Annotated in this window: 13 protein-coding genes and 1 pseudogene; 6 read left to right on the forward strand and 8 right to left on the reverse strand. The window is 62.7% G+C overall.

Annotation, left to right across the window (positions count from 1 at the left end):
* Positions 1-32: 32 nt before the first annotated feature.
* Complete coding sequence (locus Q0Z69_RS01320) at positions 33-4,817, forward strand: nicotinate-nicotinamide nucleotide adenylyltransferase (RefSeq protein ID WP_298029089.1); 4,785 nt, start codon at positions 33-35, stop codon at positions 4,815-4,817.
* A 65-nt stretch (positions 4,818-4,882) separates the two neighbouring features.
* On the opposite strand, the gene Q0Z69_RS01325 is transcribed toward Q0Z69_RS01320, so the two are convergent.
* Positions 4,883-5,542, reverse strand: coding sequence for a phenylalanine--tRNA ligase beta subunit-related protein (locus Q0Z69_RS01325; RefSeq protein WP_298029091.1), 660 nt, complete (start codon positions 5,540-5,542; stop codon positions 4,883-4,885).
* 262 nt (positions 5,543-5,804) lie between these two features.
* Between Q0Z69_RS01325 and Q0Z69_RS01330 the strand changes: the two genes are divergently transcribed.
* From Q0Z69_RS01330 to Q0Z69_RS01350, 5 genes are all read left to right on the forward strand, one after another.
* Entirely contained in the window at positions 5,805-6,317 is a 513-nt protein-coding gene (locus Q0Z69_RS01330; protein WP_298029094.1) for a transcription repressor NadR, read from the forward strand.
* Between the two features lie 52 nt (positions 6,318-6,369).
* Positions 6,370-7,137, forward strand: coding sequence for a suppressor of fused domain protein (locus Q0Z69_RS01335; RefSeq protein ID WP_298029096.1), 768 nt, complete (start codon positions 6,370-6,372; stop codon positions 7,135-7,137).
* A 100-nt stretch (positions 7,138-7,237) separates the two neighbouring features.
* On the forward strand, positions 7,238-7,414 hold the full coding sequence (locus Q0Z69_RS01340; RefSeq protein WP_298029099.1) for a hypothetical protein: 177 nt from the start codon (positions 7,238-7,240) through the stop codon (positions 7,412-7,414).
* A 211-nt stretch (positions 7,415-7,625) separates the two neighbouring features.
* The gene (locus tag Q0Z69_RS01345) at positions 7,626-8,726 is read left to right on the forward strand and encodes a PTS transporter subunit IIC (RefSeq protein ID WP_298029101.1); all 1,101 of its coding nucleotides are present in this window, start codon (positions 7,626-7,628) and stop codon (positions 8,724-8,726) included.
* Positions 8,727-8,792: 66 nt separating this feature from the next.
* Complete coding sequence (locus Q0Z69_RS01350; RefSeq protein WP_298029103.1) at positions 8,793-9,212, forward strand: PPC domain-containing DNA-binding protein; 420 nt, start codon at positions 8,793-8,795, stop codon at positions 9,210-9,212.
* A gap of 518 nt (positions 9,213-9,730) precedes the next feature.
* On the opposite strand, the pseudogene Q0Z69_RS01355 reads toward Q0Z69_RS01350, so the two are convergent.
* From Q0Z69_RS01355 to Q0Z69_RS01385, 7 genes and pseudogenes are all read right to left on the reverse strand, one after another.
* Positions 9,731-9,967: pseudogene (locus tag Q0Z69_RS01355) on the reverse strand (helix-turn-helix transcriptional regulator); the annotation flags it as partial.
* A gap of 19 nt (positions 9,968-9,986) precedes the next feature.
* Positions 9,987-10,952: a tRNA-dihydrouridine synthase gene (locus Q0Z69_RS01360; RefSeq protein WP_298029105.1), complete on the reverse strand. Its 966-nt coding sequence runs from the start codon at positions 10,950-10,952 to the stop codon at positions 9,987-9,989.
* The gene (locus Q0Z69_RS01365; RefSeq protein ID WP_298029107.1) at positions 10,949-11,299 is read right to left on the reverse strand and encodes an arsenate reductase family protein; all 351 of its coding nucleotides are present in this window, start codon (positions 11,297-11,299) and stop codon (positions 10,949-10,951) included. The genes Q0Z69_RS01360 and Q0Z69_RS01365 overlap by 4 nt, the downstream gene beginning before the upstream one ends.
* Before the next feature lie 18 nt (positions 11,300-11,317).
* A complete protein-coding gene (locus Q0Z69_RS01370) occupies positions 11,318-12,190 on the reverse strand; it encodes a radical SAM protein (protein WP_298029109.1) in 873 nt (290 codons plus the stop codon).
* 105 nt (positions 12,191-12,295) lie between these two features.
* Positions 12,296-12,715, reverse strand: a complete 420-nt coding sequence (locus Q0Z69_RS01375) for a YjdF family protein (RefSeq protein WP_298029111.1) — start codon at positions 12,713-12,715, stop codon at positions 12,296-12,298.
* Positions 12,716-12,946: 231 nt separating this feature from the next.
* A complete protein-coding gene (locus tag Q0Z69_RS01380) occupies positions 12,947-13,450 on the reverse strand; it encodes a GreA/GreB family elongation factor (RefSeq protein WP_298029113.1) in 504 nt (167 codons plus the stop codon).
* A gap of 80 nt (positions 13,451-13,530) precedes the next feature.
* Positions 13,531-14,196, reverse strand: a complete 666-nt coding sequence (locus Q0Z69_RS01385) for a UDP-N-acetylglucosamine pyrophosphorylase (RefSeq protein ID WP_298029115.1) — start codon at positions 14,194-14,196, stop codon at positions 13,531-13,533.
* Between the last annotated feature and the right edge of the window lie 49 nt (positions 14,197-14,245).

Raw genomic sequence — 14,245 nt, forward strand, 5'->3', positions numbered from 1 at the left:
AGACATGGGAAGCTTGAAACGGAGGCGCTTTTATGAAAAACACCCTGCATATACAGGCGGCGGAGGCCTTTTTGGATACGGCCTTCCTGCGGAAGCTGGCCATGAACCGGACGGACCTGATCCAGCGGCTGGGGCCGGTGAACTGGGAGCGGATCCTGGCGCCCCTGGTCCCCATCACAGAGCGGCTCTCCTGCGCTCAGGCCCTGGCGGCCTTCCGCCCAGTGCTGGACCTGCTGGCCCCAGAGCCGGCGGAGGGGTGGCTGTCCTGTGCCTACCGGACAGCGGTCTCCCTGCTGTATCCCCAGGACGGCAGCGGCTGCACCGCCGCTCAGCGGGACGGCGCGCTGTGCTTTCTGCAATTTCTGCGGCTGATGCTGGACACGGAACGGCAGGCGCTTCCCTTCGACTTCTGGCTGGATTTTGACTTCTGCACCGAAGCGGAGCTGAAGGACAGCGGCGTGACGGAGGAATACCGCCAATTCCTGCGCCGCTGGCGGGAGGAATACGTGTATGAGCTGCTGCGGCTGGGCCGGGAGGTGACCCCCTTCCGCACGCTGGAGCACATCGCCGGCGTCCACCATGTGGCCATGACCGTTGGCCGCGCTTTCAAGCGGGGCGGCGGACTCATCGACCTGGGACTGATGAGCGGCGCCGCCGCGGGCCACGACATCGGCAAATTCGGCTGCAGGCCGGGGGAGCGGGTCCCCTATCTCCACTACTACTACACAGACCAGTGGTTCACCTGGCGTGGGCTGGCGGCCATCGGCCGCATTGCCGCCAACCACTCGGTCTGGGATCTGGAGATCGAGAACCTGTCCTCCGAGTCCCTGGTACTGGTGTACGCCGACTTCCGGGTCAAGCAGTCCCGGGACCCGGAGGGCCGGGAGATCGCCCAGCTCTTTTCCCTGCAAGATGCCTTCGGCGTGATCTTGAGCAAGCTGGACAATGTGGATGACGCCAAGCGGCGGCGGTATCAGTATGTCTACGCCAAGCTGGCGGACTTTGAGGAATACCTGACCCTCTTCGGCGTGGACACCACGCTGGAGACCGCCGGCGGCCCGCCCCTGTCCCGAAAGGACCCGGCCCTGATGACCTCCCGAGAGGTGGTCCACGCTCTGCGCCATACCGCCGTGGACCACAACATCCGCCTGATGCACCGGCTGGGCCATGAGCGGCTGTTCGTGGGCATCCTGGAGGCCGCCCGCAGTGAAAAAGACCCGGCCCGCATCCGGGCCTATGTGTCCATTTTCGAGGAGTATTTCACCTATTGGAGCGCCGGACAGAAGGAACAGACCCTGGAATTCCTGTACGAGCTGCTCCTGCTGCCCGACGGTGATATCCGCCGACAGGCGGCCCATCTCATGGGACGCATCCTGGCGGGCTTCCTGTCCGGCTACAAGAAGGAACTGCCGGCGGGAGCGGTCCCCAGCGCTCTGGAGGACCGGCCTTTCGAACTGTGGGCCGACTATTTGGAGCGGCTCATCCACCCCGACCACCGGCTGACCGTCCGGCAGACCAGTATGATCCGCTACCAGGCCAAAACCGTGGCGGACGCACTGCTGGCCGGCAGCTCCGCCGCCGACCTGCCCCGGTTCGCGGAGCTTCTGTTCCGTCACTTTCAGGACCCGGGGGCCGTGGAGCCGGAGGCGGCCTTCGCCCTGCTGGACACGGTGCTGAACGTGCCGCTGGAGCGGCTGGAGCCCAGAGCCTATGCCTTGCTGGCCCGGTTTGCCGTGTGGTGGCTGGACCAGGGTCAGGCCCCCCAGAAAGCAGCGGCGATGCGGCTGCTGCGGCACCTGCTGCCAGTACTGGACGCTGACGGGCTGGCCCTGGCCTCCGAAGCCGTGGCCCGGGCCGACTGTCTGGACAGCACGCCTCTGCTGTTTTTGCAGGCCCAGCTGGGCAGCCGTCTGGGCTTGCCGGTATCCTGGGAGCGGCTGGACCGGGCAGAGGCCGTCAGCAGCGTGTTTCTGGACAATCTCAAGACCGCCACTCCCTGGGTATTGAAGGCCGTGGGCGTGGAGTATCTGCAAAACCAGGCAAAGCACAGCGATCAGGTCAACAGCCTCCACATCGCGACCCACTTCTCCAACCTCATCAAAGTCAGCGAAAACGTGGTGGTCCGCCGGATGGGCGGTGAAGCGCTGCTGGCCATGGCCCCCAAGCTGACGCCGGACCGGCGGAACGAGATCGCCGTGGAGCTGTCTAAGGCGCTGGAGACCGGTCAGGCGGAGATCTCCCAATATATCCCAGAATATCTGGGCCGTTTTGCCCTGTGGCTGTCCCCCAACGAGCTGGATGAGACACTGGATCAGATGCTGACCCTCCTCTCCTCCGCCAACGCCGGCGTGGTGGCCGCCGCCCTGTCCACTGTGGGATCCATGCTGGAGCACTACGCGGCCTACGGTGAGCGCTTCGGCGAGGACCATGCCTCCCTCACCGCACGGAAGCGGCGGATGGCGGGCCTGCTGCTGAAGGGCCTGTCCGCCTTCCGGGAGAGCGTCCGGCAGGAGGCGCTGCACATCCTGGGCGAGGGGCTGTTTGCCTCTGATGTCCTGAGCTACGAGGACAAGACAGACCTCTTCACCCTGACGGCGAAGAAGTTTCTCTTCCTCATCAGCGAGCAGCGGTCGGAGGAACTGACCTTCTTCTACACCGCCGCGGCCCTCTCCCACATCTACCGCTTTATCGTCCGCCACCGCATTGAAAGCGGCCCCTTCCAGTTCCAGCGCCACAGCAAGGCCGCCTTCTTCCCCGGCACCTTCGATCCCTTCTCTCTCAGCCACAAAGGCATCGTCCAGGCCATTCGGGACCTGGGCTTCGAGGTGTATCTCGCCATCGACGAGTTCTCCTGGTCCAAGAAGGCCCAGCCCTCCCTGGTGCGGCGGCAGATCGTCAGCATGTCTGTTGCCGACGAATTCGATGTGTACCTCTTCCCCCACGATATCCCGGTGAACCTGGCCACGCCGGATGACCTGAACCGCCTGCGGCAGGTCTTTGACGGCTGGGAGCTGTATCTGGCGGTGGGGTCCGACGTGGTGGCAAACGCCTCGTCCTACAAGGCGCCGCCCACGGAAGGCTCCGTCCACAGCCTGAACCACATCGTGTTCCGCCGGTCCAGCGACGCCGAGGGCCGGGAGATCGACGCGGACCTCTCCCGCATCACCGGCGACGTGATCCAGCTGCAGCTGCCGACCCATCTGGAGGACATCAGCTCGACCCGCATCCGGGAGAACATCGACCTGGGACGGGACATCTCCAACCTCATCGACCCGGCGGTGCAGGACTTCATCTTCCGCAACAGCCTGTATCTGCGGGAGCCGCAGTACAAGCAGCTCATCCGGGCCAGCTACCTGGACTTCTCCCTGGCGGAGCGGCCGGACCGGGCCTTGTGGGACGAGCTGCGCGCGGCCGTGCCGGAGGCCCCGGCGCCGGACCCCCGGGACGCTGTGTGCGTCCTGCGGGACGTCAGCGTGCGGCCCAGAGTACTGGGCTATCTGACGCTGCGGACCGTCAACTCCGGCGGACTGTACGGCGCTCTGGAGGACGAGAAGCTGGCCAACTATGTCCGGGTCCGCACGGCAGGCCGCATCCGCCTGCTGACGGGGCTTCACACCGTCCGCGCCCCCGGCGGCAACTACGACGTGGGCCAGCTGCTGATGACGGAGGCGCTGTCCCTGGCCATGGCGGAGGACTGCGGCTACGCCGTGTGGTGGTCCTCTGGTCCAACGGCGCCGGAGACCCTGGACCTGCTGAAGCGGCAGGGCTTTGTCCAGGCGGAGACGGAGACCCCCCGTCCGCTGCTGCTGGTGGACATGCGCTCCCCCGTGGTCCTGATGCAGAATATCCCCACCACGCTGAAAGAGCCGTTTTCCTCCGACCGCCAGGTGCTTGCCGCCATCCGCGCGGCCCACTTCCGCCTTCAGGAGGCCATCTGCGGCCTGTATCCGGGAACGCTGGTGCTCTCCCTCAACGCCGAGGTCATCTATCACCGTCTGGTGCGGAAGATCACGGAGCTGAACGGCGTACCGGCCGAGCCTACCACTCCCCGGGTCCTGGGGCCCAAGATGTGCGTGCCCTTCGGCAAGATCCTGCGGGGCAATGCCGTGCCCAACACTGTGACCAAGACCATCCACACCGACAAGGTGTTCGCCACGGACTTAAAGACCTTCTCCATCGCGCCCTTCCCCGGCTATGCGCCGCTGGAGAGCCAGATCCGTACCGTGCGGTCCTTCCGGCGGCCGGTGATCCTGGTGGACGACCTGCTCCACTCCGGCAACCGGCTGCGGGCTCTGGACCCCCTGTTCCGGCAGGAGGGGCTGGACATCGACCAGGTACTGGTGGGCCTGCTTTCCGGCCGGGGCCGGGACCTGATGACCGCAAAGGGCCGGAAGGCGGACAGCGTGTACTTTGTGCCGGACCTGCGGGCCTGGTTCGTGGAGTCCACGATGTACCCCTTCATCGGCGGCGACACGCTGGGCGGGGCAGAAAGCTCCGTTCCGGGCCTCAGTCCGGCAGTGAACCTGATCCTGCCCTATGCCTTCCCACGGTTTTACAAGGAGTGCGACCGGGAGGCGGTGTTCCGGTTCTCCCGGACGTGCCTGGAGAACTCCCGGGACATCCTGCTGGCTTTGGGCAACGCCTACCGGGAGCGGTATGCCCGGAACCTGACCCTCTCCCGGCTCAGCGAGGCGGTGATCCTGCCCCTGGCCCCAGACAAAGGCTCCGCCCTGCGGTATGATCCCAGCCTGTCCGCTGAGCTGTGCCTGGACAACGATCTGAAGCTGCTGCTGCGGATGCGGGATCTGCTGGAATGAGAAAACGCCGGACCGGGGATACCCCCGGTCCGGCTCTTTTTCGCACTCTATTATTTTTAAAAGGGTCAGACGATCTGGATCTCGACCCTGGCTTCGGGGGCAAGCGTCCGGGCGTAGGACGCCAGCAGGTCCAGCTGGGGCCGCAGCGTTTCCGCCGCCATCCCCGGCGTGCCGAACACGGGATAGAACACATGGCGGCTCTCCGGCTTGGCGCAGGTGCGGTGGTCCGCCCCGGCGATCATACTGAAAATGATGCCGCCGTCGTCCCGGCCGCACACGTCGTTGGGATAGGTGTGGACCTCCTCCCCCCGCAGTCCTGTGAAGGGCGCCTTCTCTGTGCCGGAGAACAGCCGCAGCGTCCCCCGTACCGCGTCGGCGTCATGGGTCCCCATGAGGCAGCGGGTCTTCAATTCCGCCAGAAAAGGCACCTCCGTCACGGGATTCACCTGGGGGAATGGCCGCCCCTTCAGCAGCACGGATTCCAGCTGCATCAGCACGGGATAGGTCTTTTTGAACTTCTTGAAAAACCGGACATAGGGGTCCTCGCCGAACACAGCCTTCCTGTCATAGTCCCCGTGCTCCTCCTTCAGCGCCGCCAATTCCCGTTCCTCCAGCGCCCGCAGGGCATCCACGTCCCACGCCTCCATTTCCGGATACCACACCTCCGCCATGCCGAGGAAAATGCCCCGCTCCGCCAGCACTTGTTCCTTTTCCACAGTCAGCATACTGCCACCCTTTCCGCTTCGCGGACCTCCGGAGCCTCCCGGCCCGCCGCCCGCTTTTTGTCCGATTGTACCCGCTCCCGCCCGAAATGTCAACGCCTCGCGCCTTTTCCCTTTGCAAATCAAACAAGGTGTGGTATACTGCTGTCATGACAGTTGTGTGCAAATGACCGTGCATATTTTATACACGGCACCGCAGTCTGCCCGAAAAACCGTATGCGGCCATGCAGATGCATCGTCCATATCAAAAAAGGAGGTCCTGCCCGTGCGCGCTGAAGAACGCCGCCAGGCCATTCAGGATATTTTGCAAAGCTCCCCCCAGCCCGTCAGCGCCAGCGCGCTGGCAGCCCGGTTCTCTGTCAGCCGCCAGATCATCGTGGGGGACATCGCCCTGCTGCGGGCGGCGGGAGCGGATATCTCCGCCACGCCCCGGGGCTACATCTGTCAGCCCTCCCCTGCCGGTTTGATCCGCCGGGTTGCCTGCCAGCACGACGCGGCAGGCATGGCAGCGGAGCTGAACACCATGGTAGACAACGGCTGTACCGTGCTGGACGTCATCGTGGAGCACCCCATTTATGGACAGCTCACCGGTCCCCTGCGGCTCTCCAGCCGGTATGACGTGTCCCAGTTCATCGCCCGCTGCGCGCAGGAGGAAGCCCAGCCTCTTTCCATGCTGACGGAGGGCATCCATCTCCACACCCTCTCCTGCCCCGACGAAGCCGCCTTCCAGCGGGTCCAGGCCGCCCTGCGGTCCCTGGGCGTGCTGCTGGAGGGCTGAGCGTCCAAGGCGGGCAATAGGTCACATAAAAGAATCAAACGGAGGTCATTTCATGGGTTTTCTGGACAAATTCCGCAAGAAGCCGCAGGTCTCTCCAGGCGGCTCCCCCATCTACCGCTATGAAACGCCCCAGGACCAGGGCTGGCGCCCGCCGGAGGCGTACGGCACCTACGCCGAGGAGATCACGGCGCACTTCGAGGCCCTGTTTCCCGGCCGGGAGAGCTTCGTGTTCCACGAGATCATCAGCGATCTGGTCCACATCGACGTGAACATCATGCGCCCCACGGCGGAAAAAAACTACTACGTGCTCTACACCACCGGCATGAGCGACCTGCCCATGACATTGCCGGACGAGCTGGCGGACCACAAGGAGCTGAAATACGCCGAGGTGTTTCTCTTCCTCCCCGGCGGCTGGGATCTGGGCAAAACCGGGGACCTGGGCAATGACCTGCCCTATTCCAGCTACTGGCCCATCCATATGCTGAAATTTCTGGCCCGCTTCCCCCACGAATACAAGACCTGGCTGGCCTGGGGCCACACCATGCCCAACGGCCCGGACTATGCCCCCTTCTGCGACGGCCTGGGCTTCGGCGGCGTGGTGCTGGACCAGCTGAACGGCCTGGAGGGCCTGGACGCCAAGGACGGGGCCCACATCAGCTTCCTCTTCGCCATCCCCGCCTACAAGGAGGAGATCGAGTACAAGCTAAAATATGGCATGGAGGCCCTGAGCAAGCGCTTTGCGGAGGGCCAGCTCCCCCTGGTGCTGGACGTTCACCGCCCCAACCTCTGCCCAGATTTCAAAGAAGTGCTGGACGGCTGAACGCGGGGCCAAGCCGCCCCGCCGGTCACGCTCCGTTTTCTAGCGTCACCAAGCAAGTTGTTATTATAATTTGAGGAAATTGAACAAAGGAGAAAACTGTATGCTGACAATCCTGTGGATAGCCGGGATAATTGCGGGCTTCATGTTTCCGGCTTTTCTGATCAAAGCTGTACGCACAAAAGATATGGATAATGAGATATCTAAATGTACATTCTTATCTTGTCTGACTTTTGGTATTTGCGTTCTGTCGCTTCTTGTCGTTGTGGCATATTCCTAATCAATAAACTGCTTTCTATCCGGCAGATCTCTTTTTAGGCATCTGCCCGGTTGGATGCTTTGACAAAACATGGAGCCGCGCCGTCCAGATGGTGAACGGACAGCTGAAAATAGGTGTTGACAATCCCGATTCTTCCGTGTATAGTGTGGTACACAGGTGTCAAGACACCTGTGTACCACATTTTATACTACATAAGAAACAGGTGTCTCCCATGGAAAAGTTCAAAGCCTTCCTCCAGCGCAAAAACATCGTATTCTCCGCCAAGCGGTACGGCATCGACGCCCTGGGCGCCATGGCCCAGGGGCTGTTCTGCACCCTGCTGATCGGCACCATCCTCAACACCGTCGGCGCCCAGTTCCACATCGGCTTCCTCACCGCTCAGATCTCGGAAAAGGTCCCCTACACCGTGGGCGGCCTCACCTCCTTCATGAGCGGCCCCGCCATGGCCATCGCCATCGGCTACGCTTTGCAGGCGCCGCCCCTGGTGCTGTTCTCTCTGGCGGCGGTGGGCTACGCCTGCAACCTGCTGGGCGGCGCGGGCGGCCCCCTGGCCGTGCTGTTCGTGGCCATCATCGCCGCCGAGTGCGGCAAAGCCGTCAGCAAGGAAACGAAAGTAGACATCCTGGTAACTCCCATCGTCACCACCCTCATCGGCGTAGGCGCGGCCTATGTGATCGCGCCCCCCATCGGCACCGCGGCCAGCGCCTTCGGCCAGCTCATCATGCGGGCCACGGAGCTGCAGCCCTTCGCCATGGGCATCCTGGTGTCTGTACTGGTGGGCGTGGCCCTGACCCTGCCCATCTCCTCCGCCGCCATCTGTTCCGTTCTGAGCCTGACAGGCCTGGCGGGCGGCGCCGCTGTGGCGGGCTGCTGCGCCCAGATGGTGGGCTTCGCCGTGATGAGCTTCAAGGAAAACGGCTGGGGCGGACTGGTGAGCCAGGGCCTTGGCACCTCCATGCTGCAAATGCCCAACATCGTAAAGAATCCCAGGGTGTGGATCGCCCCCACCCTGGCCTCCGCTGTCACCGGCCCCATCGCCACCTGTCTTTTCAAGCTGGAGATGAACGGCGCTGCCATCAACTCCGGCATGGGCACCTGCGGCCTCTGCGGCCAGCTGGGCGTGTGGACGGGCTGGCTCTCCCCCAGCGAGGCGGCCATCGCCAACGGCGCTGCCGCCATCACTCCCACCGGCTTCGACTGGCTGGGCCTGCTCCTGATCTCCTTCATCCTGCCCGCCATTCTGGCCCCAGCCATCAATCAGGTGTGCCGGAAGCTGGGCTGGGTGAAGGACGGCGACCTGACCCTCACCTGACCTCCCTTGCTTTTTCCCCTCTGCTGTGATATCCTGTAACAAATCATACAGCGGAGGAAAAACGTCATGGAATACCGGAAATTCGGCAGCACCTACATCGCCCGTATCGACAAAAATGAGGAGATCCTGGAGCAGGTCAAAGTCCTGGCTCTGCAAGAGGACATCAAGCTGGCCTCCGTTCAGGCCCTGGGCGCGGTGAACGACTTCACTGTGGGCGTGTTCGACACGGAGAAGAAGGAATACCACGCCAACCACTTCCAGGGCAGCTATGAGATCGTCTCCCTCACCGGCACCATCAACACCATGGAGGGGGAATTTTACACCCACCTGCATATGAGCGCCGGCGACAGCCAGGGCCATGTGGTGGGCGGCCATCTGAACCGGGCCAATGTCAGCGCCACCTGCGAGATGGTTGTCACGGAGATCCCCGGTACGGTAGACCGGGCCTTCAGTGGGGAGATCGGCCTGAACCTGTTCCAGTTCTGAAAGACGTAAAAAAGCGGACCGCTCTGCGGTCCGCTTTTTTCATGGATTCGATCCCAGAAACAGGAACATGCCTGCCAGGAACTGGAATGCCCTGGTGAGCAGCCTCCCCGGCGGCACAAACAGCCAGAGGACCGCCTGCCGCAGACGCACAAAAATTCGCCGCCTTCAAGCAGCCCGCAGAACCAGAGAGCGATCAGCGCCTCCGGAAGCAGGCACAAGACGCAGGCGGCCAGCAGCCTCCGCCGCGCCGCCCGGCTTTTTTGCCGGATATCCGCCCACAGGGAAACCAGGGCGGGCGCGGCAAAGCCCGCTGCAAAAGCCATCAGGAACGGCGCCAGGGCCGCGTGAAACAGAAGGCCGTTTCCGCCTCTCTTCCACGGCTCCCGGGCTATGAGCCATTGATCTGCCAAAAAGCACGCCAGCAGCACCGCCGCACCGGCCAGCGTCCAGGCCAGGTACTTTCTCTGATACCGCCGCCAGACGCCCGCCGCGGGCTTTGGCCCGTAGATCAGGCCGTTCACATCGGTCCCCAGGGCCTCCGCCAGAGCGGACAGGGTCTCGATGTCCGGCTGGGTGCGGCCGGTCTCCCAGCTGCTCACAGTCTGCCGGGTCACATGCATCCGCTCCGCCAGATCGTCCTGGGTCAATCCCGCATGCTTCCGCAGGTCTTTGATGTGTTTTGCCACCTGGTCCATCCCATCATCTCCTGTTCTGCCCACAGGATAACAGAAACCCGCTCCAAAATCACGCAACATTCTGTTGCGCCGAAAGCGTTCAGAACAGATCGCCCTCGGCGTGGTCCCGCAGGGCTAGCTCCTGGAAAATGGCCGCCTCGACGGCCTCGTACTCCCCGGGATTTTTGAACCGGCGCAGCTTTTTGTTCAGCCGCTCCGCGTCCTCGAACAGATGGATCAAATAGAACCAGACCTCCCGCATCCGCTGGGCGGCGGTGCCCACCTGGCCGTAGTAGTCCTGATACGCCTGATACAGCGCCTGGGTGAATGCCTGCAGCTCCTCCCGCGCGGCGGCGGGGCCGCCACGCAGCTTCCGGGGCAGCGCCGGGTCCGCCACGGCTCCCCGGCCGATCATCACCGCCTCCACGGCGGGAAACCGGGCCTCTAAAGCATGAACATCCTCCACCGTCCGCAGGTCGCCGTTGTAGCACACCGGATTTTTGCTCTCCGCCAGCGCCTGGGCAAACTCCTCTAGATGCACCGGCCCCCGGTACTTCTCCTTCTGGACCCGGGCATGGATGGTCAGGCACGCAATGGGATAGCGGTCATAGACTGCCAGCAGCGCCCCGAACTCCGCAGGGTCGGCAATGCCCAGCCGGGTCTTGACGGACACGGGCATATGGACCTTGGAAAACACCTCGTCAAAAAACTGGTCCAGCTGGTCGGGCTTTGCCAGAAAGCCCGCGCCCTTCCCCTTGGCGGTGACGGTGCCGGAAGGACACCCCAGGTTCAGGTTCACTTCCGTGTAGCCCAGGTCCCCCGCCTGCTCCGCCGCCCACAGAAAATCTCCGGCCCGCCGGGTCATCACCTGAGGCACCAGGGGCAATCCGCCGTTGTTGGCCGGGTCCAGTTCCCGCAGGTCCTTTCGGGTCATGATGTGCTGGTCCGTAGGGGAGAAAAAGGGAATGAAGTACCGGTCCACGCCGCCGAAAAACCGGTGCCAGACCTGCCGGAACACCACCTTGGTGATACCGTCCAGGGGCGCGAAATCGATGCGGCGGATCATTTCAGCGCTTCTTCCCACTCCGCCTGGCGGAAGCCGGTCAGCACGAAACCTTCGCCCACCAGGATGGGCCGCTTCACCAGCATCCCATCGGCGGCCAGCAGCGCCAGCTGTTCTTCCCCGCTCATGGCGGGCAGCTTGTCCTTCAGGCCCAGGGCCTTGTATTGCAGGCCGCTGGTGTTGAAAAATCTCTTCAGGGGCAGGCCGCTGTCCTGATGCCACTGCCGCAGCTCATCGGCGGTGGGATTTTCCAGCTTGATGTCTCGAAGCTCATATTCGACGCCCCTGCCATCCAACCAGGCCTTCGCCTTCTGGCAGGTGGTGCATCTGGGATACCAGAGAAAAAGCATATAGGTCCCTCCTAAATATTATGTAAACAAGTTCAGCTGCTCGCCAGCCTGCTTGTCCTCAAAGCGCATCAGCCAATCCATGGCCGCCTCCGGCTCGCAAATAGCGCCGTGGGCACTGCATTCCTTACGCAGGATGCGGCTCAGCTGGGCGGCGTTGGGGCTGGGGCACTCATAATGGCTGCCAAAAGTTTTGATATATTGATCTTTTAGTCCAGGAAAATGTGCATCCAACTGCTGATAGAAGTACTGCCGGTCGCCATCCCGCAGAGTCACGCCCATACCAAAGTTGACGATGACCTCCACCCCGGCCTCCCAGCAGTAGCCCAGCAGACCCCGGAGGTTCTCCTCCGTGTCGTTGAGAAAGGGCAGGATGGGACACAGCCACACGCCGGTATGGATGCCGTTTTCGTGCATGGTCCTGAGCATCTCAAACCGGCGCTTCGTAGTACAGACATAGGGCTCCACAACGCGGCACAGGTCCTCGTCAAAAGTGGTGAAAGTGGTGCAGACCACAGCCCTGGTCCTGTCGTTGATGCGCTTCAGCAGGTCCAGATCCCGCAGGATCAGGTCCGATTTCGTCAGCACCGCCGCACCGAAGCCATAGCGGTCAATGATCTCCAGACACCGCCGGGTCAGCCGGGTCTCCCGCTCCAGGGCCAGATAGGGATCGCACATGCTCCCCGTTCCGATCATGCACCGCCGCCGTTTCCGCCGCAGGGCGTCCTCCAGCAGCTCCGGGGCATTCCGCTTCACCGCCACATCCTCAAAGACGTGATCCATCTGATAGCAGGTGCTGCGGGAATCGCAGTAGATGCACCCATGGGTGCAGCCCCGGTAGACATTCATGCCGTTCCGGGCGGAGAGGATGGTCCTGGCCTCGATCTCGTGCATCAGCTCATCCCCCCTCTCCTGTGGGCTAGTATATCAAAAAGCCGCCTTGGGAACAAGCCCCAGGCGGGAAAAAGCCCCGGAAGGCTGGCCCTCCGGGGCGCGGGATCAATGGCCTTTGCGCTTTTCCCGCCGTTTTTCCTGCCGCAGGGCAAACTGCCGCTCCGCTTCCGCCTCCCGCTCCGCGCGGGAGGCCCGCTTCCGAGCTTCCTTTCCCTGCTCCCGCTGCAGCTTCAGCGCCTGCTGGGCTTTGGTGCTGGTCTCCGCGCTTTTCAGCTCCTTTTGGATCTGCCGCCGCATTCGCTTGGGGTTGGCTCTCCGCTCCGCCGGTTCCTCCGCTGCCATGGATGGACTGAACTTCAGCTGCCGCCAGTGCTCCAGCAAAAAGGCGTGGACCTCATAATCCCTCGGCTCCCCGCCGAATACGATCCGGCAGACCTCATAGGTCCCGCCGCCGCCCCGCTCGTAAAGGCCAACCCAAAAGGGGTCCTCAAAATAGACGGTCAGTCTGGCGTATCCGCTCTCCATGTGCGTGTCCTCCTTACAAATTTCCGTCGGAGAACGGACAGCCAAGGAGGCAGGCTACTGATACCCCCGGGGGGTATTTTTTTTGCATCTTTTTAATACCCCCGGGGGGTATGCCCGGACTACCGACCGGGCCGTGTTTTTATCTCCGCATTTTCATGATAGCTGAAACCGCCAAATTCGTCAAGGATAAGAAAAAGCGCCGCCGGAAAACGGCGGCGCTCTGCGCGCTTTTCAATAGGCGCTGATCTCCATATTCTCGTCGTCCCGGCCCTTTTCAATGGCCCGGATCTTCACGAAATACTTCAGCTCCGGATTGACGGCCACCTGGACCCGGTCCCCGGCCCTATGGCCCAGCAGGGCCTTGCCCACCGGGGATTCCTTGCTGATAAGGCCCTTTAGAGCGTCCTGCCGCAGGGTCGTGACGATCTGGATGGTCATCTCCTTTTTCACCATCTCATTGAAGATGGTCACCTTGTCGAACAGGCCCACGGCGTCCGTCTGAGCTTTGACCTCAATGACCTTGGCGGTGCGGATCATCCGCTCCAGGTAGCGGATGCGGCTCTCGTTGCGGTTTTTCGCCTGCTTGGCGCACTTGTACTCGTAGTTTTCGCTGAGATCGCCAAAGGCCCGGGCAGTCTGGACCTCCTCGATCAGCTGAGGCCGCAGGACCCGGATCCGATGGTCCATCTCCTCCCGCATTTTTTTGATATCCACTTCCGTCAGTTCATCGTACATACTGCATGCCTCCCTGTTTTTCGGCCGGGGAAGCTCCTTCCCCGGCCGTGCTTGCTTCGCTCCGGTGGTCCTGCCGCCCTTCATTCCTCCCGCGGGACGACCCTGCCGGGAGCCTTGAAGATACTGTGGGGCGGAATGACTCCCCGGACGCAGGAGGTGGGGTACACGCTGGTCCCCCGGCCCAAAACGACGCCGGGATTCAGCACGCTGTTGCAGCCCACGTCCGCATAGTCGCCCAGGATCGCGCCGACCTTTTTGCGCCCGGTGGGAATCAGCTCTTCGCCGTTTTTTACCACCACCAGTGTTTTGTCGGACTTGACGTTGGAGGTGATGGAGCCGGCGCCCATGTGGCTCCTGTAGCCCAGAATGGAATCGCCCACATAATTGTAATGAGGCGTCTGCACATTGTCAAAGAGGATGACGTTTTTCAGCTCCACGGAGTTGCCCACCACGCAGTTGGCGCCCACCAGGGCGGAGCCGCGGATAAAGGCGCAGTGGCGCACCTGCGTCTCAGGCCCGATGATGCAGGGCGCGCCCAGATAGGCGGTGGGCGCCACCTCAGCGGTCCTGTGGACCCAGACGCCGGGGGCGGGCTGGTCATATTCGTCTGGAGGCAGCGCCGGCCCCAAGGTCAGGATCAGATCCTTGATGCCATCCAGCGCCTGCCAGGGGTATTCAAATCCCGCCAGATACGTCCCCGCCAGGGTGTGGGACAGATCCAGCAGGTCTGTGACTTTCAATTCCATGATGATCGCTCCCATCTTGTTTTTGCTGTTTCAGCACATGCGTATTCGT

The organism is uncultured Dysosmobacter sp., assembly GCF_947631165.1.
Lineage (GTDB): Bacteria > Bacillota > Clostridia > Oscillospirales > Oscillospiraceae > Oscillibacter.

What these genes read in the sequence shown, in the direction of transcription:
- Q0Z69_RS01370 (WP_298029109.1), bottom strand. Translation starts at nt 12,190, where the DNA reads ATGCACGAGATCGAGGCCAGGACCATCCTCTCCGCCCGGAACGGCATG.
- Q0Z69_RS01335 (WP_298029096.1), top strand. Translation starts at nt 6,370, where the DNA reads ATGGGTTTTCTGGACAAATTCCGCAAGAAGCCGCAGGTCTCTCCAGGC.
- Q0Z69_RS01385 (WP_298029115.1), bottom strand. Translation starts at nt 14,196, where the DNA reads ATGGAATTGAAAGTCACAGACCTGCTGGATCTGTCCCACACCCTGGCG.
- Q0Z69_RS01350 (WP_298029103.1), top strand. Translation starts at nt 8,793, where the DNA reads ATGGAATACCGGAAATTCGGCAGCACCTACATCGCCCGTATCGACAAA.
- Q0Z69_RS01345 (WP_298029101.1), top strand. Translation starts at nt 7,626, where the DNA reads ATGGAAAAGTTCAAAGCCTTCCTCCAGCGCAAAAACATCGTATTCTCC.
- Q0Z69_RS01340 (WP_298029099.1), top strand. Translation starts at nt 7,238, where the DNA reads ATGCTGACAATCCTGTGGATAGCCGGGATAATTGCGGGCTTCATGTTT.
- Q0Z69_RS01375 (WP_298029111.1), bottom strand. Translation starts at nt 12,715, where the DNA reads ATGGAGAGCGGATACGCCAGACTGACCGTCTATTTTGAGGACCCCTTT.
- Q0Z69_RS01360 (WP_298029105.1), bottom strand. Translation starts at nt 10,952, where the DNA reads ATGATCCGCCGCATCGATTTCGCGCCCCTGGACGGTATCACCAAGGTG.
- Q0Z69_RS01325 (WP_298029091.1), bottom strand. Translation starts at nt 5,542, where the DNA reads ATGCTGACTGTGGAAAAGGAACAAGTGCTGGCGGAGCGGGGCATTTTC.
- Q0Z69_RS01365 (WP_298029107.1), bottom strand. Translation starts at nt 11,299, where the DNA reads ATGCTTTTTCTCTGGTATCCCAGATGCACCACCTGCCAGAAGGCGAAG.
- Q0Z69_RS01320 (WP_298029089.1), top strand. Translation starts at nt 33, where the DNA reads ATGAAAAACACCCTGCATATACAGGCGGCGGAGGCCTTTTTGGATACG.
- Q0Z69_RS01380 (WP_298029113.1), bottom strand. Translation starts at nt 13,450, where the DNA reads ATGTACGATGAACTGACGGAAGTGGATATCAAAAAAATGCGGGAGGAG.